This is a genomic window from Diaphorobacter aerolatus (genome assembly GCF_014489535.1).
GTDB lineage: Bacteria > Pseudomonadota > Gammaproteobacteria > Burkholderiales > Burkholderiaceae_C > Diaphorobacter_A > Diaphorobacter_A aerolatus.
Genome location: NZ_CP060783.1, coordinates 3123593 through 3150168 on the forward strand (window position 1 = coordinate 3123593; position 26576 = coordinate 3150168).

The 26576-nt window shown below is 58.4% G+C and carries 17 protein-coding genes and 9 pseudogenes; 14 read left to right on the forward strand and 12 right to left on the reverse strand.

From position 1 onward, the window contains the following. Positions 1-10 precede the first annotated feature (10 nt). A pseudogene (gene argC / locus H9K75_RS14520) lies at positions 11-942 on the reverse strand (N-acetyl-gamma-glutamyl-phosphate reductase). A gap of 308 nt (positions 943-1250) precedes the next feature. Between argC and sucC the strand changes: the two are divergent. From sucC to H9K75_RS14560, 7 genes and pseudogenes are all read left to right on the forward strand, one after another. After that, positions 1251-2410: pseudogene (gene sucC, locus H9K75_RS14525) on the forward strand (ADP-forming succinate--CoA ligase subunit beta). Between the two features lie 18 nt (positions 2411-2428). Continuing rightward, positions 2429-3325: a succinate--CoA ligase subunit alpha gene (sucD, locus tag H9K75_RS14530; RefSeq protein ID WP_187723164.1), complete on the forward strand. Its 897-nt coding sequence runs from the start codon at positions 2429-2431 to the stop codon at positions 3323-3325. Between the two features lie 171 nt (positions 3326-3496). Further along, positions 3497-4195 (forward strand): TerC family protein, encoded by a 699-nt coding sequence (locus tag H9K75_RS14535; protein ID WP_187723165.1) that lies wholly within the window; start codon positions 3497-3499, stop codon positions 4193-4195. Positions 4196-4701: 506 nt separating this feature from the next. Beyond that, positions 4702-5516 (forward strand): annotated as a pseudogene (locus H9K75_RS24030) (PP2C family protein-serine/threonine phosphatase). A gap of 58 nt (positions 5517-5574) precedes the next feature. Then, complete coding sequence (locus H9K75_RS14550) at positions 5575-6234, forward strand: FHA domain-containing protein (RefSeq protein WP_187723167.1); 660 nt, start codon at positions 5575-5577, stop codon at positions 6232-6234. 266 nt (positions 6235-6500) lie between these two features. After that, positions 6501-6977, forward strand: coding sequence for a pilin (locus tag H9K75_RS14555; protein WP_187723168.1), 477 nt, complete (start codon positions 6501-6503; stop codon positions 6975-6977). A gap of 79 nt (positions 6978-7056) precedes the next feature. Then, a pseudogene (locus tag H9K75_RS14560) lies at positions 7057-8369 on the forward strand (IS3 family transposase). Between the two features lie 259 nt (positions 8370-8628). Here the strand turns inward: H9K75_RS14560 and H9K75_RS14565 are convergent. Continuing rightward, positions 8629-8841, reverse strand: coding sequence for a hypothetical protein (locus H9K75_RS14565; protein WP_187723169.1), 213 nt, complete (start codon positions 8839-8841; stop codon positions 8629-8631). Positions 8842-9090: 249 nt separating this feature from the next. Between H9K75_RS14565 and H9K75_RS14570 the strand changes: the two genes are divergently transcribed. From H9K75_RS14570 to H9K75_RS14580, 3 genes and pseudogenes are all read left to right on the forward strand, one after another. Next, on the forward strand, positions 9091-9873 hold the full coding sequence (locus H9K75_RS14570) for an O-antigen ligase family protein (RefSeq protein ID WP_264293807.1): 783 nt from the start codon (positions 9091-9093) through the stop codon (positions 9871-9873). 125 nt (positions 9874-9998) lie between these two features. Continuing rightward, positions 9999-10961, forward strand: a pseudogene (locus H9K75_RS14575) (IS5 family transposase). 229 nt (positions 10962-11190) lie between these two features. After that, on the forward strand, positions 11191-11895 hold the full coding sequence (locus tag H9K75_RS14580; RefSeq protein WP_226858225.1) for a hypothetical protein: 705 nt from the start codon (positions 11191-11193) through the stop codon (positions 11893-11895). Between the two features lie 193 nt (positions 11896-12088). Here H9K75_RS14580 and H9K75_RS14585 read toward each other — a convergent pair. Together H9K75_RS14585 and moaC are read right to left on the reverse strand one after the other, a co-directional pair. Beyond that, positions 12089-13455 (reverse strand): annotated as a pseudogene (locus tag H9K75_RS14585) (IS5 family transposase); the annotation flags it as partial. 116 nt (positions 13456-13571) lie between these two features. Beyond that, positions 13572-14094: pseudogene (moaC, locus tag H9K75_RS14590) on the reverse strand (cyclic pyranopterin monophosphate synthase MoaC). Positions 14095-14353: 259 nt separating this feature from the next. Here moaC and H9K75_RS14595 point away from each other — a divergent pair. Further along, positions 14354-15840, forward strand: a pseudogene (locus H9K75_RS14595) (M48 family metalloprotease). On the opposite strand, the gene H9K75_RS14600 reads toward H9K75_RS14595, so the two are convergent. The 3 genes from H9K75_RS14600 to H9K75_RS14610 form a co-directional block, all read right to left on the reverse strand. Next, on the reverse strand, positions 15799-16158 hold the full coding sequence (locus H9K75_RS14600; protein ID WP_187723171.1) for a phage holin family protein: 360 nt from the start codon (positions 16156-16158) through the stop codon (positions 15799-15801). The pseudogene H9K75_RS14595 and the gene H9K75_RS14600 sit on opposite strands and share 42 nt — an antisense overlap. Before the next feature lie 85 nt (positions 16159-16243). Continuing rightward, positions 16244-16747 (reverse strand): hypothetical protein, encoded by a 504-nt coding sequence (locus tag H9K75_RS14605; protein ID WP_187723172.1) that lies wholly within the window; start codon positions 16745-16747, stop codon positions 16244-16246. 218 nt (positions 16748-16965) lie between these two features. Then, positions 16966-17700: a TerC family protein gene (locus H9K75_RS14610; protein WP_187723173.1), complete on the reverse strand. Its 735-nt coding sequence runs from the start codon at positions 17698-17700 to the stop codon at positions 16966-16968. A 539-nt stretch (positions 17701-18239) separates the two neighbouring features. Between H9K75_RS14610 and H9K75_RS14615 the strand changes: the two are divergent. Both H9K75_RS14615 and H9K75_RS14620 read left to right on the forward strand, forming a co-directional pair. Further along, positions 18240-18652: pseudogene (locus tag H9K75_RS14615) on the forward strand (DUF3717 domain-containing protein). Positions 18653-18695: 43 nt separating this feature from the next. Further along, positions 18696-19010 (forward strand): putative signal transducing protein, encoded by a 315-nt coding sequence (locus H9K75_RS14620; protein ID WP_187723174.1) that lies wholly within the window; start codon positions 18696-18698, stop codon positions 19008-19010. Between the two features lie 26 nt (positions 19011-19036). On the opposite strand, the gene H9K75_RS14625 is transcribed toward H9K75_RS14620, so the two are convergent. The 4 genes from H9K75_RS14625 to purB are packed head-to-tail and all read right to left on the reverse strand — an operon-like array spanning position 19037 to position 22084. Next, positions 19037-19597, reverse strand: a complete 561-nt coding sequence (locus H9K75_RS14625) for a YaeQ family protein (RefSeq protein WP_187723175.1) — start codon at positions 19595-19597, stop codon at positions 19037-19039. 32 nt (positions 19598-19629) lie between these two features. After that, positions 19630-20055, reverse strand: coding sequence for an acyltransferase family protein (locus H9K75_RS24040; RefSeq protein ID WP_226858226.1), 426 nt, complete (start codon positions 20053-20055; stop codon positions 19630-19632). After that, positions 20055-20684 (reverse strand): acyltransferase family protein, encoded by a 630-nt coding sequence (locus tag H9K75_RS24045; RefSeq protein WP_226858228.1) that lies wholly within the window; start codon positions 20682-20684, stop codon positions 20055-20057. The genes H9K75_RS24040 and H9K75_RS24045 overlap by 1 nt, the downstream gene beginning before the upstream one ends. Positions 20685-20704: 20 nt before the next feature. Continuing rightward, complete coding sequence (gene purB, locus H9K75_RS14635; RefSeq protein ID WP_187723176.1) at positions 20705-22084, reverse strand: adenylosuccinate lyase; 1380 nt, start codon at positions 22082-22084, stop codon at positions 20705-20707. A gap of 255 nt (positions 22085-22339) precedes the next feature. Here purB and H9K75_RS14640 point away from each other — a divergent pair, with 255 nt between their 5' ends. Continuing rightward, complete coding sequence (locus H9K75_RS14640) at positions 22340-22954, forward strand: glutathione S-transferase N-terminal domain-containing protein (protein ID WP_187723177.1); 615 nt, start codon at positions 22340-22342, stop codon at positions 22952-22954. Between the two features lie 512 nt (positions 22955-23466). On the opposite strand, the gene H9K75_RS14645 is transcribed toward H9K75_RS14640, so the two are convergent. Continuing rightward, positions 23467-26568, reverse strand: coding sequence for an efflux RND transporter permease subunit (locus H9K75_RS14645; protein ID WP_187723178.1), 3102 nt, complete (start codon positions 26566-26568; stop codon positions 23467-23469). Positions 26569-26576 lie beyond the last annotated feature (8 nt).

A 26576-nucleotide genomic window follows, 5' to 3' on the forward strand; every position in this document is an offset into this window, starting at 1 on the left:
GCGTGGCGGCTCAGATGTCCAGCATCAGCTTCAGATTCTGCACGGCCGCACCGCTCGCGCCCTTGCCCAGGTTGTCGAGGCGTGCCACCAGCACCGCATGCTTGTAGCTGTCGCTGCCATACACGCGCACCTCGAGCTTGTTGGTGTCCTTGAGTGCCACGGCATCGAGCTTGCCGTCTTCGGTCGCGGGCAATACCTGAACCCAGTGATCGGGCGTGTCGGTCTTCGCGTAGTGGGCGGCCAGTGCGTCGTGGATGTCGGCGACCTTGGGCGCGCCCGGCAGCGTATCGAGATGCAGCGGCAGTTGCACCAGCATGCCCTGAGGGAAGTTGCCCACCGCCGGCACGAAGATCGGGCGGCGCGTGATGCCGGTGTACTTCATGATCTCGGGAATGTGCTTGTGCGACAGGCCGAGCGCATACAGCTCGAACGGCGCGGCGTTGCCAGCCTCATAGGCTTCGATCATCGTGCGGCCGCCGCCCGAATAGCCGCTCACCGAAGGCAGCGTCACCGGATAGTCCGTGGGCAAAAGACCCGCATCGACCAGCGGACGCAGCAGCGCGATGGCCCCGTGGCATAGCAGCCGGGGTTGGCCACGCGCGTGGCCTGGCGCACGGCGTCGAGCTGACCAGCGGCGAGTTCCGGGAATCCGAACACCCAGCCGTCGGACACGCGGTGTGCGGTCGATGCGTCGATGACCTTGATGGTCTTGCCGGTCTCTTTGCTGACGTCGTCGATCAACGCGACCGATTCGCGCGCGGCGTCGTCATGCAGGCACAGCACGACCAGATCCACGCCCGCGATCAGCGCGCGTTTGGCGGCAGGGTCCTTGCGCAGTTCGGGAGCAATGCTCACCAGTTCAACTTGCGGCATGGTCTGTAGGCGCTCGCGGATCTGCAATCCGGTGGTGCCTGCTTCGCCATCGATAAAGACTTTTGCCATGATGATCTCCGAAAGGTGTCCGCCACAAAGCAGACAAGGGATAAGTTATATCCACAATATTGGTGCGCCGCAACATGATACATTTATTAGCTGCCATGCTGATGAAGCCCGCGGCCAGGCACCCTGACTGGAGCGGCTGATTTTGTGGAAGCCCGCATGCTGCTGTCTTGCGCGAAAAACAACACCCGAGGTGAGGTTGACGTGTAAGCCGGTGGTCATACGGAGCGAATTGAATCCCTGATTCGCTTTTCACGGTCCGCTGCTCTGAATGGCGTTCGGGCACCAACCACTTCTCCGAGAGACACCTCATGAAGATTCACGAGTACCAAGGCAAGGAAATCTTGCGTAGTTTCGGTGTGCCCGTTCCGCGCGGCATCCCTGCATTCACCGTTCAGGAAGCTGTTGAAGCAGCACAAAAGCTGGGCGGCCCTGTCTGGGTTGTGAAGGCCCAGATCCACGCGGGTGGCCGCGGCAAGGGCGGCGGCGTGAAGGTTGCCAAGACCATTGATGACGTGAAGGCACGCGCGAGCGACATTCTCGGCATGCAACTGGTCACCCACCAGACCGGCCCGAAGGCCAGAAGGTGCGACGCCTCTATATCGAAGACGGCGCCGACATCCAGAAGGAATACTACCTGTCCGCCGTGACCGACCGCGCGACCCAGAAGGTCGCCTTCATCGCTTCGAGCGAAGGTGGCATGGACATCGAGGAAGTGGCTCACTCCACACCCGAAAAAATCATCACCGTGTTCGTGGACCCGCTGGTCGGCTTCACGCAAGCCAATGGCGAAGAACTCGGCAAGGGCATCGGCATGCCCGCAGATTCGATGGCGCAGTTCATCGACATCTGCCAGAAGCTCTACAAGTGCTACATGGACACCGACGCTTCGCTGGTTGAAATCAATCCGCTGAACCGCGATTCCAAGGGCAACATCATCGCTCTGGACGCCAAGTTCAACTTCGACTCCAACGCGCTGTTCCGTCACCCCGAGATCGTCGCCCTGCGCGATCTGGACGAAGAAGATCCCGCCGAGGTCGAGGCTTCCAAGTTCGACCTGGCCTACATCTCGCTCGACGGCAATATCGGCTGTCTGGTCAACGGTGCCGGCCTGGCCATGGCCACGATGGACACCATCAAGCTGTTCGGCGGCGAACCGGCCAACTTCCTGGACGTGGGCGGCGGCGCCACTCCCGAGAAGGTCACCGAAGCCTTCAAGATCATGCTCAAGAACCCCAAGGTCAAGGGCATCCTGGTCAACATCTTCGGCGGCATCATGAAGTGCGACACCATCGCCACCGGCGTGATCACCGCCTGCAAGGCCGTGAACCTGCAAGTGCCGCTGGTCGTGCGCATGAAGGGCACGAACGAAGAACTGGGCAAGAAGATGCTGGCCGAATCCGGTCTGCCGATCATCTCCGCCGACACGATGGCCGAAGCGGCCACCAAGATCGTCGCTGCCGTCAAGTAAGCCCTGGAGAGAAACACCATGTCTATCTATATCAACAAAGACACACGCGTCATTACCCAAGGCATTACGGGCAAGACCGGCCAGTTCCACACTGAAAAGTGTCAGGAATACGCGAATGGCAAGAACTGCTTCGTCGCCGGCGTGAACCCCAAGAAGGCTGGCGAAAAGATTTTCGACATCCCGATCTTCGGCACCGTCAAGGACGCAGCCAAGGAAACCGGCGCCACCGTTTCGGTGATCTACGTGCCGCCCGCAGGCGCTGCTGCCGCGATCTGGGAAGCCGTGGAAGCCGACCTCGACATGGCGATCTGCATCACCGAAGGCATTCCCGTGCGCGACATGCTGGAAGTGCGCAACAAGATGCGCGCCAAGGAAGCTGCGGGCGGCAAGAAGACGCTGCTCTTGGGCCCGAATTGCCCCGGCCTGATCACGCCCGATGAAATCAAGATCGGCATCATGCCCGGTCACATCCACAAGAAGGGCCGCGTTGGCGTCGTGTCGCGCTCCGGCACGCTGACCTACGAAGCCGTGGCGCAGTTGACCGAACTCGGCATTGGCCAGTCGACCGCCGTCGGTATCGGTGGTGACCCGATCAATGGCCTGAAGCACATCGACGTGATGAAGGCGTTCAACGATGATCCGGAAACCGATGCCGTCATCATGATCGGCGAAATCGGTGGCCCGGATGAGGCCGAAGCCGCTCGCTGGTGCAAGGATCACATGAAGAAGCCAATCGTCGGCTTCATCGCCGGCGTGACAGCGCCTCCGGGCAAGCGCATGGGTCACGCGGGCGCGCTGATCTCGGGCGGCGCGGATACTGCCGATGCCAAGCTGGCCGTGATGGAAGAGTGTGGCTTCACGATCACACGCAATCCGTCGGAAATGGCTCGCCTTCTCAAAGGCCTGCTGAAATAATTCGATAGCAACAAAGCTTTTTCCCAAAACGTTTTGCGGGCGAAAGTTCTTGAATGCTTACGCATTAATACGCATGACGAGGGCCTTGCGCCCTTCTAAACTGCGAACTCCAAAAAGAAAGGCCAGCCTGAATTTCAGGCTGGCCTTTCGACACATAACAGCGGAGTCACCATGGAATTCCTCAGCACCCCTGATTTCTGGATCGGACTGGTCAAGATCATCTGGATCAACATCATTCTGTCCGGTGACAATGCCGTTGTCATTGCACTTGCTGCCCGATCGCTTCCCCCTGAACAGCAAAAAAAGGCCATCATGATTGGCTCGGGCGCCGCCGTGGTGCTGCGGATCGTGCTGACCGTGGTCGCGGCCAAGTTGCTGGAGCTGTCGTTCCTGCAGATCATCGGCGGCTGCCTGTTGCTGTGGATCGGCTATCAACTGCTCACCAGTGACGAGGGCGAGGAGGGCGAAGCCAAGGGCAAGGGCGGCATGATGGCCGCCGTGCGAACCATCCTGATCGCCGACCTCGTGATGAGCCTGGACAACGTGATCGCCGTGGCCGCCACCGCGCAAGGCAACATGGTCCTGCTGATTCTGGGCCTGGCCATCAGCATCCCGCTGGTGATCTTTGGCTCCACGCTGATGATCAAGCTCATGGAGCGTTTTCCGGTCATCGTCGTGCTGGGCGCCGCGCTGATCGGCTGGGTGGGCGGCGAGACCATCGTCAACGACAACATCTTGCACGACTATGCCGTGGCGCATCCGTGGCTGCATTACGTGGCGGCCGCCGCGGGTGCAATTCTTGTCGTGGGGATTGGCAAGTTCGTGCAGTCACGCAACCAGGCCAAGGCACAGCACACCGCGGCTGCCTGATTGGCGAGCAGGACTGAATTTCAAATTCAAAGGCCGAGCCTTCCTTGGAGGGCTCGGCCTTTTTGCCTTGATGGCTCGGCGCAGGATGGATGTATTGCTGCAAGCTATCCAAGGTCACGGCAAACGGCGCTCGCTGTCGGTGCTGTCCCTGAACGACGGGCTCCACCTGAAAATGAGTGCATCTGAGTGTGTATGCGCACACTTTCCGATTGCTCGTCTGTCGGCGTTGACGGTTCCGTGAATGATTTCAGAAGCCGAGTGCTCAATCCCGGGAATAAATGATGATGCCGCGCAGTCTATTGGCGAGATCGCCTGCAAAGGCTTTGTTTCTCGTCATTGCATTGTGAATAAAAACTATCGGTATCGCATTGTTTCGACACGTCAGCTATCATTGCACGCAATTCAAGGAAACCATAAAAAACTCCATAGCACCCGGTTCAGTCGTCGCAGTCAGCGGCGCAGTACGGCCCATGCCGCACACCATCCGGCTGAACATTCGTTCCCACATGATTCACCGGTCCACATCCCAATATGAGTTCGTCGCGTTGACGGATACCGGCCGAGTCCGCTCCAACAACGAAGATGCCATTGGCGTGAACGATGCGACAGGCGTTGCCGTACTGGCCGACGGCATGGGTGGATACAACGCCGGCGAGGTCGCAAGTTCTATGGCCGTCGGCTATGTGGACTCCCACCTCGCGCGCCTGCTGAACGAGTTGGGAAACGATGTCACATCTACCGAGCTGCGCATCGCCATCGAAATGTGCATCAACGGCGCCAATCGCAACATATTGCAGGCCGCCCTGACCAGCCCGAACAAATGGGCATGGGGACGACCCTGGTCCTGGGCCTGTTCCGCAGCGATCGCCTGTTGCTGGCACACGTGGGCGATTCGCGCTGCTATCGCCTTCGCGACGGCGCGCTGGAACAACTCACGCGCGATCACTCGTGGTTGCAGGAGCAGCTCGATGCGGGCCTGATCACGCCCAAGCAGGCTGAAACATCGGAGCATGGCAATCTGGTCACCCGTGCGCTGGGTGTGGAAACCACCGTGCAGATTGACTTCAATGAGTTTCCGCTGGAGGCACAGGACATGTACATTCTGTGCTCGGATGGCCTGACGGACATGATCGGCGACGAGGATCTTGCCGCGCTCGCCAACGCACCCGCACCTCTCACGGAGAAAGCACATCGCATGATCCAATTGGCCAATGCCATGGGAGGGCGTGACAATATCAGCGTGGTTCTGATCCAGGCGGCCGGGGAAAGACAGAAGACCGTCCGGCCCAGCCTGATGTCGCGGCTGCTGCGATCTCATTGAGCCCGATCTTTGCTTATAGATAGATAACAGATAGCGCTTGAACTAGAAGGAAAAGATCATGCCCAAAATGGTCGTATCGGTGGATGGAGTGGTCATCAAGGAAGTGCCCCTGACCAAGGAGCGCACCACGCTGGGCCGTCGCCCATATAACGACGTCGTCATCGACAACCTGGCCGTCAGCGGCGAACACGCGCTCCTGCACATGGCGGGGGACGATGTGGAAATCGAGGATCTCGGCAGCACCAACGGCACGCACGTCAACGGCAAATCCGTCAAGCGCCATAAATTGCGCGGCGGCGACACCATTGAACTCGGTCGCTACAAGATCCGCTTCGTCGACGAGGCCCCGGGCGGCGGCCACGCCGTGGATTTCGAAAAGACCATGCTCTTCAAACCCGGCATGGCCCTGCCCAAGGTTCCCAACTCGCGCCCCGCACCGCTCATGGCGTCCACGCCGCTGCAGGCCGACGTCAAGGTCCTGTCGGGCGCCGCCGCTGGCCGCCAAGTCTCGCTGGTCAAAGTGGTCACCACCATCGGCAAACCCGGCGTGGCAGTCGCCGCCATCACCAAACGCCACCACGGCTTTGTGCTGGCACATGTCGAAGGCGACGAAACCCCCATGCTCAACGGCGAACAGATCAGCAAGGACCCCGTCCCGCTCAAGGACGGCGACCGCATCGAGATCGTCGGCACGACGATGCTGTTCATCCAGCGCTGAGCGATTCGCTGGGGCGGCTATGAGAGTTGAATTTTCAATAACATTTGCCGTGCCGAAAATGTAGCTGTTGACACTTCTGCGCGGACAAAATTGTCATTTGTTACAAGTTCGGATCGCTGGATTTACCTGGAAATGACAATCCAAGGGGAACTGGCAGGTGGATCAAGGTTGGCACGGTCCCTGCTTATAAGATGACAAGACTTGAGGCTCACGGAGTAATCCTCAAGGTCCCTTTCAATTAATTCTTACTCCGGGAGAAATTTCAAATGAAGCGTTCTATCCAAAAGGGTTTCACCCTTATCGAATTGATGATCGTTGTGGCGATTATCGGTATTTTGGCTGCTGTGGCGTTGCCTGCTTACAACGACTACGTTACACGTGCTCAAGTGGCTGAGCCGACGGAGCTGCTTGGTGGCTTGAAGGCGCCGCTTGCCGAGTATGGTGCGAATGAAAATGCTTGGCCTGGACTGGTCCAATCGGATGGAACCAATAGTCAAACAGTCGCCGCAGGGAAAATTGCAGTGAATCTTTCGGGTAAATACTCTACTCTTGATGACAAGGTTACTGGAACGTATCCCGAAGGTTCCGTAACCGGTACACTGCGTGCAAACTCGCGCGCCGCCGGTCAGACAATAATTTTTGCGACAACTAATGGTGGTCAAGAATGGACTTGCACTGGCGGTACTGTAATTGCTAAATTCCGCCCACAGGCTTGCCGCGCTGCAGCCGCTTCGGGAACGTAATATTTACTATTTAGTAAAAAGGGCCTTTTGAACTGCACCCCAAAAGTTGGACACCAGTCCAACCAATGGGGTGTTTTTCATGGCGAAATACGATGAGAGCTTCAAGCTCGAAATAGTGCAGAAGTATCTGGGGGAAAGATTGGCCACAAGGTCTTGGCCAAGCAAGCGGGCTTGGTTACGACGCTCCTGAGCCGATGGATACATAACTACCAAGAGCATGGCATCAAGGGGCTGCGCAAGAAATACAGCCGCTACAGCGCCCAGTTCAAACTGAACGTGTTTGCCCAAGTCAGACGCCGGGGCAGGCGGGGTAGTAGTCCAATGGCGACGCCTATACGATCAGGGCGGTGTGCAAGCACTTCATTCCTGACCCAGAGGGCGCCCTCCCAAGATGCCAACATCCAAACCTACCCCCACCGCGCCAGATCAAGCGCAAGACTGGCACACCGTTGCGTGACTGCGCAAAGAAAACGAGGCATTGCGTGCGGAGGTTGCCTACCTAAAAAACTCGAGGCCTCGGTTCGAGCCAGCCGGCAAGCTGCACCCAAAGGGCGCAAGCCGTCCTCGAGCTAAGGCCTCACCACTCGTTAAGTACGCTGCTGCTGGCAGCGCACCTGTCACGCAGCACGTTTTACTACCAAGCCAAGGCGCTGCAGGCGGGGGACAAGTATGCCCAGCTCAAGGCCTGTATCCGAGCCGTGTACGAACGCCACAAGGGCAGTTACGGCTATCGGCGCATTACGGCAGAGCTGATGCGTAGCGGCCAGCAGGTCAACCAAAAGACGGTGCAGTGCCTTTATGAACGATATGTCGTTGAAGTCGCTCGTGCGTCCTAAAAAATATCGATCCTATCGGGGAGAGGTGAGCACAACGCCCAATCTGCTCAACCGCCAGTTCAAGGCCAAGCGGCCCAATGAGAAACGGGTGACCGATGTGACCGAACTCAACGTAAGGGCGAGAAGCTCTACCCCTCGCTCGTCATGGACCTATTCAATGGAGAAATCGTGGCCTATGAGATGCAGGAGCGCCCGCTCTTCCCGCTGGTGAGCAATATGCTCAAGAAGGCACTGGCAAGGCTTACGGACAAGCAGGCCCTGTGCTGCACTCGAACCGAGACTGGCACTACCACATGCTTGCATATCGGCAGCAGCTAGCCGCAAACGGTGTGACCCAAAGCATGTCCCGCAAGGGAATTGGCTGGACAACGCTGCGATGGAGAGTTTCTTTGGAACACTAAAATCGGAGTTCTTTAAGCTGAACAGGTTTGAGAGCATCGAGCAACTGCGCAAAGAGTTGCACGACTACATTCACTACTACAACCACCACCGACTGAAGTTCAAACTAGAAGGCCTGAGTCCGGTGGAGTACCCGACTCAGGCCTCGGGCCTCTAATATTCAACTGTCAAACTTCTGGGGCAGTTCATTTGGCCCTTTTTATTTAAATGAATTTTTTTAAAAAAAACTTTAGAAGAATCTCAATAATATTTGTTATTGTCATCGCTGCGCTTCTGGTGATGCTTCCAAACTGGAATATCTTCTGGGTTCAAAGCTGGTATGATGCCCAGCGTATAGGTTTATTAATAGCGATACTGTTCGGAGTAAGCTTTGTATGCTTTTGCTCGTATGCTAAATTCGAGCGTATGCTGTATGTTCATAGATCTATTTTTGGGTTGTTTGCAATCCTGTTGTTATTTGGAGTTGTCTCTGCGAATTCAGCAGAGAGGCCGTACTGGGCGTTTTTAGAAATTTCTTTAATTTTGGGGTGCATGGGCTTAATTTGGGCAGTTTTTTTGGCCAGGCCTCTTGTCGGATATGATGTATTTGACGGTATATTTGCACGCATGGTCTTGCTTCTGTCAGTCATTTTGATACTCAAAGCATTAATCATATTAATATTGATGCTTTATTTTAATGATTCTTACATAGAGATTTGGGATCTATTTCATGGTTTTGAGAATGTGAGATTCGCTGGGCAATTTTTTTCGATATCTCTGCCCTTGTTGTATATTATTTTCTTTCTCCGTCAGTAGGGGGAATTGAGAAAAATATCAGCTGGTTTGTCGTAGTCTTTTTATGGGCGCTGACAATCGCTTCAGGCACTCGAGGTACATGGATGGCAATGGCTGTAGTTATGGGCTGTGCTTTTTTTATGGGTGCTATGGGGAGAAAGTGGTTCTTCTTGCAGTTTCTGGGATCCCTATCTGGCATGCTACTGTACAAAGTATTTGTATGGGGAATAAGTTCCATGGGCTTTGAAGTATTGCATTTGGCTGGGGATCGAATTAGTGCGACTATGTCAAGCAGAGGTGTATTATGGGGTCAAGCTATTTTGATGATGCAGAAAAAACCAATTCTAGGTTTTGGCCCTATGCATTTTGCAAATATTCCTAACTCATACGCTGCGCATCCGCACCAGTCACTATTGCAATGGGTTTCGGAGTGGGGGGTGCCGTCTGCAATTTTAATGGCTATGATGGTTATCTTTTCCATATACTCTATGGTTAAGCATTCCAAAATACTTATAAAGGAAAATGATCCCAACGCGCCATTGTATTTTTGCCTAAGCACGGCTTTGTTTTCATCTTTAGTCCAAAGTCAAGTAGATGGTGTTTTTGTAATTCCCTATACTCAATTTTGGATTGTTTTAATATTAGGTTGGCTAATTTCTGTCCATTTTCAAACTGTAGGCGGTAAAAATAATCAATCAAAATATTTCAAGATTCATGTCTTCTGGATCCATGGTATTTTGTTTGCCGTTGTCTTGATGCTATTCTCGGTGTTTATTTATGAGGCGCCTAGGACTTATGCTGGATACAACCTTTTGTTGGAGTCCGGTATGAAAAGATATGAACCGAGATTTTGGCTTCATGGCGTTATTGGCCAAAGTGGGAAGTAGTCGCCGCCGAAATATTTATTTCTAGGCGACTTTATCCCTTCCTGCGGATTCAATCGGTTAAGGAAATTCTGCAAAACTCCCGCTGAAGGCAGTCGCCCTCAGCGCAATTCTGCGATCATCGCCACATGAAGCAAATCAGTCTGGGCTTGAACCTGTCGACCAAGAAGACTCGCAAGCGCGAATTTCTCGAAGAGATGGACAAGGTGGTTCCGTGGGATGTACTTGTGCAAATCGTCGCACCTCACTGCACCAAAGCCAGGACCGGGCGTCCAGCGTTCTCCGTCGAGACGATGCTGCGCATTCACTACCTGCAGCAATGGTTCGGCCTGAGTGATCCGGCCATGGGGAATCCTTGCACGACGTGCCCGTGTACCGCGAGTTTGCCAAGCTTGATTGTGTGCTTGAGCGACTGCCTGACGAGAGCACCATCCTGCGCTTTCGTCATCTCCTGGAGAAGAACAATCTGGCCCCGGACATGTTGCGTGTGGTCAACGCCCTGCTGAGCTACAAGGGCTTGCTGCTCAAGACCGGAACGGCTGTCGATGCCACGCTGATCAACGCACCCAGTTTAACAAAGAATGCCCGCGGTGAACGCGACCCTGAGATGCACCAGACCAAGAAGGGCAATCAGTGGTACTTCGGAATGAAGGCTCACATTGGCGTGGACGCCGATTCGGGGTTGGTGTATGCGGTCATTACGACAGCGGCCAATGTGAATGATGTGACGCAGGCCAATGCCTTGCTGCATGGCGAGGACGTTGAGGCGTATGGTGACTCGGGATACCAGGGCGCTGACAAGCGGCCCGATGCTCGCAGTGATGTGCGCTGGCATGCGGCAATGCGCCCCGGCAAGCGCAAAGCCTTGGACAAGTCGCAGTGCAAAGAACGCCTTGCCGATCAGATACAGACGATCAACGCACGCATCCGCGCCAAGGTGGAACACCCCTTTGGGGTCATCAAGCAGCAGTTCGGATTTGCCAAGGTGCGCTACAAAAGGCTTGGCGAAAAACACAGGACAGATCGTCACGTTGTTTGCGCTTGCCAATCTATGGATGGCTCGCAACAAGCTGCTGGCATTGCAGGCATAAGGGCGTCTGAAAACAGCCTCAGGGTATTTGAGCGGAGTGTTTGAAACGCATTCTGAAACGGCGCTGCATTAGATTACCATCCTTCGGAGCATTCAAATGCGCACCTTGATCGCTTCCCATATCGAAAAATGAGTTTTCCAGACCTTCGTTAATTATGAATGTAAATAGAATCAAATTTTCGGCTAAAGCCTCGGGAGTACACTTTCTGATCAGTTTGTTACAAACTGGTTTGGCAGCTATTTTGGTACATTGTGTTTGGTTTCCGTCGCCATTGGGTAGTTTGCTTGGCGCTCAATATCTTTTTAAGGTATTGATTATTGTTATTTTTATTTCTGGACCATTATTGACGGCTATATTGTCAAATCCTTCAAAAAAAAGAAGAGAGCAATGGTTGGATTGGTTGCTAATAGGAGGGATTCAGAGTTTGGCGCTGTGTTTTGGACTGTATGGCATAGGATTGACCAGGCCAGTCGCAGTGGTGTTCGAGGTTGATCGTTTTGTGGTTGTTTCAATTGGGGATATTTATCAAAGTTCGTCTAGTAAAACGGAAAAATCGTTTGCAAGCAATTCTTGGGCGGGCCCTGTTTGGCTTGGAGTAAGAGAGCCCCGCAGCAGTGATGAGAGGCTCGAAAATATTGAGTTATCGATAAACGGAATTGAGCCTAGCCTTCGACCCGATTGGTGGCAGAATTTGGAAAAAAGCACGACAGCGATGAGGCGGCGAGCTCAATCATTGAAGTACATTGTTCCGACTCTCGATTCGGAATCACAGAATATGATTCGCGAGGCAGTTGCTCAAACGAACACTAAAATTGACGAGTTGAGTTTTTTGCCTTTAGTGAGTAGAAAAAACCTCGATAGCTGGGTTGTATTGATTGACGCGCAAACAAAAATAGTGGGTTATGCACCGATAAGTGGCTTTAGGGATAAATAGTCGTCCCTGAAATATTCATTTCAAGCGACTCTACCCTCGCCCAAGGGTTGCCAGCGCTCGCAGCCCATGACTCGCAGCCAGCCCGAACTGGCTCGCTCAAGTCCGGCGAGGGTTGTTCTCTCAACGCGACGCAGCCCTTCTGACGCCAGCGTGCATACGGCGTGCAGCCACAAAAAAATCGCCCACAAAAAGGCAATCCCTTCCTCGCGATCATGCGCAGCAGCCACCTGAGGTTGTAGCCCGCCGCACACAACACCGCATGCACGCTGTCGCCCTGCTCGCCCTTGAGAGGGCAGCGGTTCATGCGGTGATCAGCCTTGAGGTGCCCGATGATCGGCTCGATGGCCTGGCGGCGCTTGAGTTGTTGCCGCTCCTGTGCGCTGAGCCGTTTGCTCTTTCCCCGGTGCACGATGCGCACATCCGGGTTGTCCGCATCCACACCCGGTAGCCCAGATCGACAACGGCTCTCGTGGGCCGGGCCTGACAGTCCTGCATCAGGATGCGGCACTGCTCCAGTTGTTCGCTCAGCGTGTGTCCGTCATACGGATTGCCCGCAAACGCCCGGGCGCCCACGATCAGGTTGCCCCTGAGCGTGCTGGCGATGCCCACCTTCACGCCAAACTCGTAGGGCTGTCTGGCCTTGCCCTTGCTGATGCAGCTGACCTCCGGGGCATGCCATGCGTAGAGCTTGGGATGCCCCTCAACGGGTTTGCGCTGGCGGCTTTGGGTGGCGATGCGTGCGGCTTTGTCCAGGGTCTCTTGCAATGCCTGGCGCACCGCGTGACCAAGGGCGCTGGCCTTGCGCCCGATCTCGCGCACCAGCCTGCCCACGATGGTGCGCTGGCGCTTGATGGCCCGGCGCATGCGCTTGAACTGGCGGGCATGGGCGTAGCGTCCGGCCTTGCGGCTGAGTTCCTTGCCTTCCTTGGCAAAGGTCTGCTTGAGCTCGATGCCATTGTCCCTGGCGGCCTGCACCAGCCTGGCGCGTGCCGTCTCCAGCAGGCGGCTGTCGATGGGGTGGGCAATCGCCTTGGATTGCACGGTGCTGTCCACGATCACCTGGCTGAGTTGCTGAGGGGAGACCAGCTTGAGCTGCACGGCCACCCGAATCGTCTGCGCCAGCAATTCCTCCACGCCTTCTTCGCCCAGCAGTCGGCGGAATTTGACCAGGGTGGTGGCGTCGCAGGGCGGGCGATCCTCGTAGTAGGCGCAGCCCGAGAAGAACTGCCAGCGCGGCGTGTCCGCCCAGCGGGCCACCACTGCCTCATCCGATTCATTGAACGCGTGCTTGAGGTACAGCAGCGAGATCATGATGCGCAGCGGCACGCGCGGTCGCCCCGCATGGCTCGCGCGAGCAGCACGCTGCACCTGCTCGCCGAAGAGATCCAGATCGGGCAGAGCCGCACCTGTGCGCGCCTTGCGAGAAAAGACCTGGGCGACCTGCGCCTCGATCTCCTGCCAGGGCATGCGCGAGGCCAGCACAGCCAGCGGATGGCGCACATCGATCATGTGATCAATGCGCGAGCGGAAGAAATCATCGGTGGCGGGGCAGGCAAACATCACGGCAAAACTCCCAGAAAACTGGTGCTATTGGATAACAAACTGGGAGTTTTGGGGATCGAGAGTTGCCCCGAGAGGCTGTGTGCTTGCGGGTTCCTGAGGTTATTCAGGTGCGACTAAATAGCGTTAATATATAAATTGTTGAATTTTCCTCCGCGCTTCTCTGTCACTTTTATGCCATCAATTTTCATCTTCTGATCCACCGCCTTACACATATCATAAATAGTCAACAAGGCAATCTGCACCGCAGTCAGCGCCTCCATCTCCACCCCGTCTGCCCACGGTTTCCACTGTTGCGGCGCATTGAACGGATGATTCCGATTCCTTGATTTCAAAATCCACGGCCACCCGAGTCAATGCCAGTGGGTGGCATAGCGGGATCAGATCGCTGGTTTTTTTCGCGGCCATGATGCCTGCGATGCGGGATATTCCCAGGACGTCGCCTTTTTTGGCTGTGCCTGCCTGGATGATTGCCAGTGTGGCCGGCTGCATCTTGATTTCACCGGTGGCCACTGCGACGCGGTGCGTGGCCTGTTTGCTGCCGACATCAACCATGTGCGCCTGGCCGTGTTGGTCAAAGTGCGTGAGGGTCGGTTGAGTCTGTTCGGGCTGGTTGCTGGAAGGGGTGTCATTGCTCATGGGGCAAAATCAGTTAACGTAGGTGGGGACGGTTCACCTTGGATGATCCGAGGAGTGGCGCGTCGGCTTTTTGTTTCTCCCTCGCCTGCGGGTAACGCAATCGGATGCAACCATTGTGGGCTCGGGGCATCATACGATCCTCGATGCGCTGTTGGCGCGGTGGTCTGGGCGTTGTCGGGTCTTTGACGGAGTGCGAACGTTGACTCTCACCAATACTATTTTTTGCCGTCGCGCGGTCCGTGCGTTGGCGGTTTGTCTCGTGGCGGTTTCTGCGCTCGCCGCGAGCGGCGGCGCGGCGTGGGCCGCGGGGCTGCCTTCTCTTGGAGATGGTCAGAATCTGACCACGCCCCAGGAGCGCAAGCTTGGTGACCGCATCATCCGGGAGCTTTACCGCGATCCTGACTATCTCGATGATCCGGTGTTGACCGAGTACGTCAACCAGATTCTGGCATCGCTGATGAAGGCCTCGGAGGAGCGCGGCGAGCTGAGCGAGGAGCTCAAGGAGCGCTATGCCTGGCAGGTGCTGCTGGGACGTGACAAACAGGTGAACGCGTTTGCGCTGCCCGGTGGGTATTTTGGTGTGTATCTCGGGCTGATCTCGATTGTGTCGACGCGCGACGAGCTGGCGTCGGTGATGGCGCATGAGCTGAGCCATGTGACGCAGCGGCATATCGCGCGGCTGATGGCGCAGCAGGAAAAGATGACGCCGCTCATGATCGGCTCGATGCTGCTGGGCGCGTTGGCGGCGAGTCGCAGTCCGGATGCGGCGGCGGCGATGATGATGGGCGGTCAGGCGGCCGTCGTGCAGAACCAGCTCAATTTTTCCCGCGACATGGAGCGCGAGGCGGATCGCATCGGTTTTGGATTGATGAAACCTGCCGGCTTCGCGGAGCAGGGTTTTGTCGGCATGTTCGACAAGCTGCAGCAGGCCAATCGCATCAATGACAACGGCAGTTGGCCCTATCTGCGCAGTCACCCACTGACCACGCAGCGGATTGCCGACATGCACGCACGCATTGGCAAGGAGGGCGGCGCCGAGCCGCCGGCCGCGCTGGATCACGTGATGATGGTGGCGCGCGCGCGGGTGTTGACGCGGCCGGGCGTGGAGGTGCTGCGGCAGTACATCAACGAAACCAGGGATGTAGGGTTTGCCGACAAATCGGTGAATCGCCGGGTCGGTGGTCTGTACGCGGCGGCGTTGAGTGGGGTGCAATTGCAGGACTATGTCCAGGCGCGCGATGCACTTGCCAGGCTCAGGCCGCTGGTGCAAGGAAATCCGGCCGCACAGCGCCAGGCGCAATTGTTGGCGGCGGAAATCGCGATGGCTTCGGGCCAGCCGGAAGACGCCTTGCGTGAATTGAATGCGGATGCGCAGCGCGTCACCACGAATGTCGGCCGCCCGAGTTGCTGGCGCGCACGCAGGTTTTGCTGCAATTGAAGCGCGGCGCGGAGATGACCGGCGCGCTTCAGACCTGGGTGGCGACGCATCCCAAGGATTCGGGCGCATGGCTGGCGCTGTCCCGGGTCTGGAACGAGCAGAACCAGCCATTGCGTGCGATCCGCGCCGAGGCCGAGGCGCAGATGGGGCACTATGACTATGCGGCGGCGCTGGATCGCTTCAAGGCCGGACAGGATCTAGCGCGCAAGGGGGGCGGCGATTTTTACGACGCATCGATCATCGACACGCGTCTGCGCGAGGTGGAGTCACTTCTTAAGGAACAGACCGCCGATCGCAGCCTCAATTAGCATGCCAAGCACCGAATAGATCAGCGAGCCGATCAGCGCAGCCGTAAAACCATGTACCTGGAAGCCGCTGCCAAGCAGCGAACCGGCGGCCCAGAACATCAGCGCGTTGATGACGAAGAGAAACAGACCAAGCGTGATCACTGTGACGGGCAGCGTGAGCAGCACGAGCACCGGTCGCACGATGATGTTGAGCAGGCCGATGACCGCGGCAGCGATCAGGGCGCTGGTGAAGCTGCGCACCTCGACGCCGCTGCTGTAGACATAGGCCACAAAAAGAAGTGCTGCTGCGCTGAGCAGCCATTTGAGCAGGAGTTTCATGGCCTTGGAGAATAGCACCACCGGCTCGTGATGGCCGGTGATGTTTCCGAGACGGATGACCCTGGATGACGCGAAGAAGTGGCGATCACTCCACCGTGACAAACATCATGCACATCAGGCCCGCCAGCGTGCCGGGAAGCGCCCAGGTGCGGCCTGGTTTTTTGACCTTCACCGTTGGGGCTGCGGGCGCTGGTTGTTCGGCAACGGGATTGGGCACGTAGGCCTGTTGATGGGCCGCGCCTTCCTGCTTGGGGCGGCGCGCGTCCAGCAACTGCGCCTTGGCACCGTACTGCTGCTGAAGCTGCTCAAGCAATTCGGGCAGCGGTATTTTGGCGAGCACGGTGCTCACCTGGCCATTGCCGGACTCGAGCCACGGCAGCAGTTGTGCAAACAGCTTGTCGGCCCATTTGGCACGCCAGGATTCGCGCGCGCTATGGCTCACCCACTTGCTGATGCGATGGGTCATGCGCGGCGCGCACGCCACGAGCACCCAGTGCGTGGTCTGAGCGGATTCGCCTTGTTGCAGAGCGGGTTGCATGATTTGCCGCGCGTACTCGGCATCATCGACATACACGATCACGGTGTCCATGAGTTGTCCTTGAAGTGGCTGCGTGGTTGTAAAAAAAGTTGTTGCTGATCCCGAAAGAAACGACGCATCGCATGATGCGAATACAAGGCCGCTTTTGGGAGCAGTTGTGAATGCAATATACAGACGCATTCACCCATGAGGGACTATTTGCACCGCAGATCAGGGGATTGCCGACATGCCGTTCCCCTGCTTGCGCGCAACATGCGCAAACGCGCCGGTCAGTGCGCTGCGGGCGTGACGCCTGCGGCCCTGCGTCTGGCGAGCACGGCCTTGCCGATCAGCAGGACCAGCAGGGCACCGGCAACGCTGGCGGCGTAGCGGATGGTGTCGGTCTGCGGGATCTTGAACATCCACTGCCACTTGTCGGGGTTGGCGAACACGGGGTCGGTCACGAGCATGCCGCCCGCGATCCAGCCCAGCAGCATGCCGCCGGCGGTGATGATCATCGGGAAGCGTTCCATCAGCTTGATGACCAACTGGCTGCCCCAGACGATGATCGGGATCGAGATCAACAGACCCAGCACGACCAACAGGAACGAATGCTCACCGGCGTTCTGCGCGGCGCCAGCAATGGCGATCACGTTGTCCACACTCATCACCAGATCGGCAACGATGATGGTCTTGATGGCGGCCAGCAGCCTGTCGCTTCCGGCGACGTCGCCGTGCCCTTCTTCATCGGGCGCAAGCAGCTTCACGCCGATCCACACCAGGAGGATCGCTCCAACGAACTTCAGGAAAGGTAGATTCAACAGCGTCATCGCGAATGCGATGAGGATCACCCGCAGGATGATGGCGCCGGCCGTGCCCCAGATGATGCCCTTGGCGCGCTGCGCAGGCGGCAGTCTGCGGCAGGCGAGCGCGATCACCACTGCATTGTCGCCACCCAGCAGGATGTCGATGATGATGATCTGACCGAGCGCGACCCAGAATTCGGGCGAAGTCAAAAAGTCCATAAAGTCCTCAACGTCAATGTTCGAAGAGCGATGCGGTCCACCGCATGGTAGGACAAAGCTCCGGCTGATTGGATGCTGAACCGAACGAAGTGAACTTGTCCTACGCTGGGGCGCAATGCCATGGAGCGTAACGGAAAGAGCAGCCTTGATCAGCCCAACATGGGCCATCAAAGGTCTTGCTCAGCCAGGCTATTGACGTTGTATTTGGCCTGTGCCCGGGCTGCCGGAAGCTTGCGCTTCGTATTGACGACAGACCGATAAGCCCGGCGACAGGCGCACAACAAATCAGAATCGATCCCGTTGGTTGGCGTAGTGTCGGGTTGGGAGCTACTCCCCTTCAATCCGATGATTGGAACACAGTCGAAAAGGCACGCGCAAGGGGTGGTAAAAGTATCTTTGTGTTTCCCGGAAAATGAAATCGCCCTGCAACACGCCCACTGTAAGGCTTTGTTGCTATCCATTTTCTCTATCGAAAAGGCGTTGGTGATTTCCCTTGTGGGGGTCGTGGCGCTCGCCGCGACGTATCATCAACGCCCTCCATGCAGAGCACAGCAGCCATCCACATCACCGATATCGAGGCCGCCATCAACCATTGGCGCAGCCGTTCGCCTGTCGATCCGGGGGCATCGCTCGGGTGGAGTTGCTGGCGCTGGCCGAGGTCTACGCGCGCATGGTGTTCCAGCATCTCGATGAGATCGCCGAGAACGCCATGCCGCGTGTGGCCATGTCGGCTTGGCTTGACTGGTATGACACGACCATGGACACGCCCTGCATTGCGATCTGCTCCACAAGCCAGGGCGACGAGACCTGCAAGGGTTGCGGGCGCACTTTTGCCGAGGTGCAGAACTGGCTGGAACTCGACCCCGTGCATAAACGCGCGGTGTGGCGTCGCATCACCAACGAAGGCGTTGCGCTGCGGTTCACCCGCTACAAGGAGCGCGCCGGGGACTAACGCCTGTTTACGCCATTGGCGCAACCGGCTATCGTGGTGCATCATGCTGCGTTTATTGACCGCCCCCGACATCGTTCAGGCTAGGATCTGGTGCGATCTGCTGTGCGAGGCGGGCTTTCCCGCAAGGCTGCTGCGCGAACATTTCGCGTCGGTGCATGGCTTGATGCCACCCACGGAATGCAATCCCGAGATTTGGCTCGAACATGAGGAGCATACCGATGCCGCGCGCCAATTGCTTGAGGAACTGAAACATCTGCCGCAGCGTCGCTGGCAATGCCGTTGCGGTGAAACGGTCGAGGGCGGATTCGAGCAATGCTGGAGTTGCGGCGGTTTCATGCAGCTCGGGCAGGCGTTATAGCGCAGCGGCGCTTCGCCACGCCGCTATTACTTCCAGCGGATCGGCTCGAAATGGACGCTGCCCATCTGGCTGCTCAGCGTGAGACCGCCTTCCTGAATCGTCGCCTGCAATTGCATGCTGCGCTCGGCCAGTTTTGCAAGCTCCTGCGAGGCCTCGGTCGGAATGCGCCAGACCTGCACCTTGTCGAGGCGCGAGAGCTTGTTCTCGATGCCTTTCCACCAGATTTCCGCCGCGTGATTGAACGGGTAGACGATGACGGCATCAGTCTTGCTGCAGGCCTTGGTGATGGGCTTGTCCTCGGGTTGGCCGACTTCGATCCACAAGCGTTTGCGGCCTGTGAAATCGGTGAGCGAGACATCGGGATCTTCCACATCCGACAATCCCGCGCCGAAGGCCAGCGTGCCGTCCCCGTTGCAGACAGCCTGCAATTGGTAGGCGTTAAGCGCGAGCGCCGCAAGCCGGACCATCATGCGTTCGTCGGTTTCGCTGGGATGGCGCGCAAGCGTCAGCGCATGGTCTGCGTAGTAGCTGTTGTCGATGTCGGCGACGGACAGATTGGCTTTGAAGATGGTGGATTTGAGCGCCATGAATGGATACTGTTTCGCGGGACTGTCGGTGTCTAAGTGACCGCTGGTTGGGGGAGTCGCATGCGTTGGGGCTTGAGCGAAAGGGCGGGCTTCTCAATCCAGTGCCACGACAGTGCTGCGAGCGTCAACGTGCTCATCAACGTGATGGCGAGGGCTACTGGAAACCCCAGTTGATTGGCCGAGGCCCACACGACGAGTTGCTGGACGGGAAATGCGTAGATATAGAGGCCATATGAAAAATCGCCAAAGCGTCCTGCACGATGAAGAACCGGCGTACATGCGGTTCCCCAGACGACACCCAGCGCGGCAATCATGAACATCAGCGCCTGGCTCTTGATGACCGACGGACCGAAGAAGTGCAGCACGGTGAAAGCGGCCACTAAAGCGATGGCGCTCAGGACGCGGCGGGAACTCCAAAGATCGCTGAAACAGGCGAGTGTGGAGCCCAAAGCAAACATCAGACTGTATTGCAGTAGCGGTGACCATTCGGGCGATGGCTGTCCGGGGCTGGACTGTAGCGCCAATGAAAGAAAGCGGCCAGCAAGAGAAACGCGAATGGCGCAAACCAGCGCGTGCGGGTCACCTGAAACACTCCCAGCACGGCCAGGCCAAGATAGCAGGTCACTTCCAGCGGAATGGTCCAAATTGGCCCGTTCACTCCATTGGGGAGGGGATTGGTTTCGAAAACGCCCGGAAGCACATATTTGGTTTGCAGCCAGAGGTTGGAGAAATAATCCCAGGTCACGGGGCTGCGCAAATATTGAGCGAGCGGCAAGGTGGTGGCCAAGGGTCCCAGAATCAGGGCGCAACCCAATACGGCAACACACAGGCCCGGCCAGATTCTCAGCACGCGGCGACGGGTAAAACGCAGCACATGAGGATCTGCAAGCCACGATCCGGTCACAAGATACCCGCTGATCGCAAAGAACAACACCACGCCGACCGCCCCGGGCTCATTCCCGTTGAGAATGAGCGGGACTGGGCGCCCCATCACAGAGAACTGGTGACTCCAGATCACCAGTAGTGCGGCGACCAAGCGCAGCGCGTCAAAATTGTTGAAGCGATGATCCAGCGTGGTCGAGCTCATGCGGCAGCGAGCAGCATCAATCAAACGCGCCTGGCCAGTTCCGCTGCCTTGCCGGTGTAGCTGCCCGGCGTCATTGCCAGCAGGCGATCCTTGTCGGGCTGGGGAATGTCGAGCGAGCGGATCAGTGCATGCAGCGCCTCTGCGGTGACGGTCTTGCCGCGCGTGACTTCCTTGAGCTTTTCGTAGGCGCCGGCCACGCCGTAGCGGCGCATGACGGTCTGGATGGGTTCGGCGAGTACTTCCCAACTGCTGTCCAGATCCCTGGCGAGGGCTTCCTCGTTGAGTTCGAGTTTGTTCAATCCGGTCAGCAGCGAGTTGTAGGCGAGCACGGCGTAGCCCAGCGCCACGCCGATGTTGCGCAGCACGGTGCTGTCGGTCAGGTCGCGTTGCCAGCGGCTGATGGGCAGTTTTTCGGACAGATGGCGCAACATGGCGTTGGCCATGCCGAGATTGCCTTCGGCGTTTTCAAAGTCGATGGGGTTGACCTTGTGCGGCATGGTCGAGGAGCCGATTTCACCGGCCTTGAGCTTCTGCTTGAAGTAGCCGAGGCTCACATAACCCCAGATGTCGCGCGAAAGGTCGATCAGGATGGTGTTGGTGCGCGCCACGGCGTCGAACAGTTCCGCCATGTAGTCGTGCGGCTCGATCTGGATCGAATACGGCTGGAACGTGAGGCCGAGGCCTTCGGGCTCATGCGACTCGATCACCTTGCGGCTGAAGGCCTCCCAGTCGAAATCGGGCCAGGCGGAGAGGTGGGCGTTGTAGTTGCCGACGGCACCGTTCATCTTGGCGAGCATGTTCACGGCCGCGATGCGTTCGCTGGCGTTCTGCACGCGCATCACCACGTTGGCGATTTCCTTGCCCACCGTCGTGGGGCTGGCGGTTTGGCCGTGGGTGCGGCTGAGCATCGGCACGTCGGCGAACTGGCGGGCCATGTCGCGCAGCTTGAGCTGGATGCGGTCCAGCGTGGGCAACACGACCTTGTCGCGGCCCGCACGCAGTTGCAGTGCGTGGCTGGTGTTGTTGATGTCTTCGCTGGTGCACGCGAAATGCACGAATTCGGAGGCTTTCTGCAGTTCCGGGCGTGATTCGAATTTCGACTTGATCCAGTACTCCACGGCCTTCACGTCGTGGTTGGTGGTCTTTTCGATCTCCTTGATCGCCGCAGAATCCGCTTCGGAGAAATTCTTCACGAGACCCTGCAGATAGGTGCGGGCTCCAGCCGACAGCGGCTTGAATTCGGCAAACCCGGCATCGGACAAGGCGATGAACCAGGTGATTTCGACCTGAACCCGGCGCTGCATGTAACCATGCTCGCTCATGATGGGGCGCAGATCGGCAAGCTTGGCGGCGTAGCGGCCGTCAAGAGGGGAAAGGGCGGTGATCGTGGACAGGCTCATAGCCCTCTATTGTAGGTCTCGCGCCGGTGACGGCATATCCTGCGGAATTCGCCACGCACCGCTCGATGGTCGATTCGTGCCGGGGAAACCGGCGGCCGCGATGTGTTGTTCTCGCGGCACGCTCGCCTGTCAGCGGCCATGTGGTTTGCACCTACCGTCTGCAACTGATCGAAGCCGTTCACCAACAAGCCCTAGAATCAGAATCCAGAATCAGTACCTAGATTACGGATCTTTTTTGATAGCGAAAGCCTTACCATGAAACTTCTCGGATCCTCGACCAGCCCCTACGTGCGCAAAGTGCGCGTTGTGATGGCTGAGAAGAAGCTGGATTACCGCTTCCAGGAAGAGGCCGTGTGGTCCGAGGAAACGAAGATCGGTGAATCCAACCCGTTGGGCAAGGTGCCGTGCCTCGTGATGGAAGGCGGCGAGGCCGTGTTCGACTCGCGCGTCATCGTGGAATATCTGGATACGCTTTCGCCCGTGGGCAAGCTGATCCCGACATCGGGCCGCGAGCGCGCCGAGGTCAAGACCTGGGAGGCGCTTGCCGATGGCGTGCTCGACGCCGGTGTGCTGGCCCGCTTGGAGGCGACCTGGCCGCACCGCCAGGATTCGGAGCGCTCGCAGGCGTGGATCGACCGGCAAATGAGCAAGATCAGGGCCGGCCTGTCGTCGATGAGTCTGGGGCTGGGCGAGAAGCCCTATTGCAGTGGCATTCACCTGAGCCTGTCGGACATCGCCGTGGGCTGCGCGCTGGGCTGGCTTGCGTTTCGTTTTCCGCAAATCGACTGGCGCGGCCAGCATCCCAACCTCGCGCGCCTGCACGACAAGCTGATGCAGCGCCAGAGCTTCAAGGACACCGAACCCCAATAGCTGGCTGATGAGGGGCACACGCCGTGAGCGTGCAGCCACCTCGAAGCGGATTGCCGCAAAAAGCAAAGAGCGCCATCAAGGCGCTCTTTGCTTTGGGCTGAATAAAAAAAGTCGCGAAGCGTCCCGAAACGAATTAAGAGAGGGAGGGAGGAGAAGCGCCTCAGGATTTCCAGTCAGACGCGATGTCTGAAAGGCTTCGCAACTACAAATAGATTCTGTTAAATATCCAAAGAATTATTTATTTGGATGAACTAGTTTCTCATATAGACCCGGTCCAGGCTCGGGAAGTTCCATCCAAATTTCACTAAAAAATGTAACCACCGTACATGCATTCCACTGAGCCGATGCAGTGCTATCAAAGTGATTCCATTGTGAACCGAATTCAAGGCCTGCCGTGTCAGTCTATGCCGCATCTGTCAGGTCGCAGGCTATGCGAATGACCACAAGATTACACTATCTTCGACGCGATTGACTGAGTAAGAATACTAATCCGTGACTCGGGTTGCACTCGATCAAGTCTGCACCGGGGGCTCCGCTGATTCGGGCGCTGCGGGCTGACGTTTGTTGCGACGCAAGCGGCGCAGACACCACTGCTCGAAGTCGTCGACATAGGTGAACAGCGGCGGAATCACCAGCAGGCTCAGCACGGTGGACGTGATCAGGCCGCCGATCACGGCGGTTGCCATCGGCGAGCGGAAGCTCATGTCCGCGCCACCCAGCGCCAGCGCAATCGGCAGCATGCCAGCGCCCATGGCGAGCGTGGTCATGATGATGGGACGCGCGCGTTTGTGGCAGGCGTCGAGCAGCGCGTCGAGGCGGCTCATGCCCTGATCGCGGCGCGCGACGATGGCGTATTCGACGAGCAGGATCGAATTCTTCGTCGCTATGCCCATCAACATGATCAGGCCGATGAGCGAGGGCATGGAAAAGCTCTTGCCCGCGAGCAGCAGGCCCACGAATGCGCCGCCGAGCGACAGCGGCAGCGCCGCCAGAATCGTCACCGGCTGCAGGAAATCCTTGAACAGCAGCACCAGCACGATGTAGATGCAGACCACGCCGGTGAGCATCGCCAGGCCGAAGCTCGTGAACAGCTCGCCCATCATCTCGGCGTCGCCGATGTCGATCAGGCGCACACTGGCCGGAAGGCCCTGCACCGAGGGCAAATGGCGCACGGCTTCCTGTACCTCGCCGAGGCCGCGCGAGCCGAGTTCGATCTCGAAATTCACGTTGCGCGCGCGGTCGTAGCGGCTGATCACGGCCGGGCCACCCGCCACTTCAAGCGACGCCACTTCGCTCAGCCGCACGGGACCGTGCGCTCCCGGCACCGTGAGGCGCTCAAGCGTGGACAGGTCTTCGCGCGCCGCGTTGTCGAGCCGCACGACGATGGGAATCTGCCGCTGCGCGAGGTTGAGTTTGGGCAGGTACTGGTCGTAGTCGCCGACCGTGGCCACGCGCAGCGTTTCCGCAATCGCGTTGGTGCTCACGCCCAAGTCGGCGGCGCGCGCGAAATCCGGGCGCACGGCAATTTCCGGGCGCACGAGGCTGGCGGACGAGCTCACGCCGCCAATCCCGGCGATGGTGCGCACGTCACGCTCCACGGCCCGCGCTGCGGCGGACAGGGCCTGCGGGTCTTCACTGGCGAGCGCGAGGATGTAGCGGTCGTTCGAGCCACCGAGGCCGATCTTCACGCGCACGCCGGGCAGATCCTGCATGACCTCGCGCAGTTGATTCTCGATGACCTGCTTGCGTGGCCGCTCACCGCGTGGCGAAAGCGACAGCGTGAGCGTGGCCTTGCGGGGATCGGCGTTGGCGTTGCCCACAAACGGATCGGAGCCCGCCGAGCCGCCGCCGATGGTGGCGTAGACACTAGCGACATGTTCGAGCTTCATGGCGCGCGCCGTGGCCTGGCTCACGACCGCGCGCGTTTCGGGCAGCTTGGTGCCGGGCGGAAGTTCGAGCATGACCTGGGTCTGCTGGTTGTCGTCCGCGGGAATGAAGCCCGAGGGCAGCAGCGGAATCAGCGCGATGGAGCCGATGAAGAACAGCAGCGCGGCCAGCAGCGTCAGCACGCGGTGCTTCAGGCACCATGCCGACGCGCGCATGTACGCGGAGAGCCAGCGCGGTTCCTTTTCCTGCGCAAGCAGCGGCTTGAGCATGTAGGCCGCCATCATCGGCGTGAGCAGCCGCGCCACGACCAGCGACGCGAACACCGCGAGCGCCGCCGTCCAGCCGAACTGCTTGAAAAAGCGCCCCGCGATGCCGCTCATGAATGCCGTTGGAAGAAACACCGCAATCAGCGTGAACGTGGTGGCGATCACCGCAAGCCCGATCTCGTCGGCCGCCTCCATCGCCGCCTGGTAGGGCGATTTGCCCATGCGCAGATGGCGCACGATGTTCTCGACCTCGACGATGGCGTCGTCCACGAGAATGCCGACCACCAGCGACAGCGCCAGCAGCGTGATGATGTTGATCGAGAACCCGAGCAGGTACATGCCGATGAAGGCCGGGATCACCGACAGCGGCAGCGCCACGGCCGAGACGATGGTGGCGCGCCAGTCGCGCAGGAACAGCCAGACGACGACCACGGCGAGAATCGCGCCTTCGTAGAGCAGGTGCATGGAACTGTCGTATTCGTCCTGCGCGATGGTGACGAAATCGAACGCGCGCGTGAGCTTGAGATCTGGATGATCGATCAGCAAGCGGTCTAGCACCTTCTGCACGCCCGCCCCGACTTCCACTTCGCTGGCTCCGCGTGCGCGCGAGACCTCGAAGCCGATCACCGGCTTGTCGTCGTAGAACGCGGCGGTGCGCTGCTCGGCGGTGGTGTCGGTCACCGTGGCGATCTGATCGAGGCGAATATGCCGCCCGCCCGGCAGCGCGATGTCGATGGCCGCGATCTCACCGGCGGTCTGCACCGTCGCCAGCGTGCGCAGCGGCTGCTCCTCGCCGCCGAGTTCCGCGCGGCCACCGGCGCTCTCCAGCTGGGTGGCGCGCAACTGGCGTGACACGTCGGCCGCCGTCGCGCCGAGCGCCTGCATGCGCTGCGGATCGAGCGCCACGCGCACCTCGCGCGCCACGCCGCCAACGCGGCTCACGGCGCCCACGCCCGGCACGGCGAGCAGCAGGCGCGTGAGCGTGTCATCGACGAACCAGGACAGTTCCTCGTCATCGAGTTTGGTGGACGACAGCGTGAACGCCAGAATCGCCTGCGACGAAAGTTCGAGCTTGTTGACGATCGGGTCGCGCAGGTCGGCGGGCATGTCGGCGCGCACGCGCGAGACGGCGGAGCGCACGTCATCGACGGCTTCCTGCACCGGTTTTTCAAGGCGGTATTCGGCGGCGATGATCGCCGTGCCATCGGTCAGCGTGGTGGTGATGTGCTTGAGTCCCTGGGTCGTCGCAATCGCGTTCTCGATCTTGCGGGCCACGTCGCTTTCAAGCTGACCGGGCGCGGCTCCCGGCAGCGACGCGGTCACGGTCACCACGGGCAGATCCATGTCCGGAAAGTTCTGCACCTTCATCGCGCGAAACGACAGCAGGCCTGCCAGCGTGAGCAGCACGAAGATCATCGCGGCCGGAATCGGATTGCGTATGGACCAGGCGGAAAGATTCATCGGGGTGT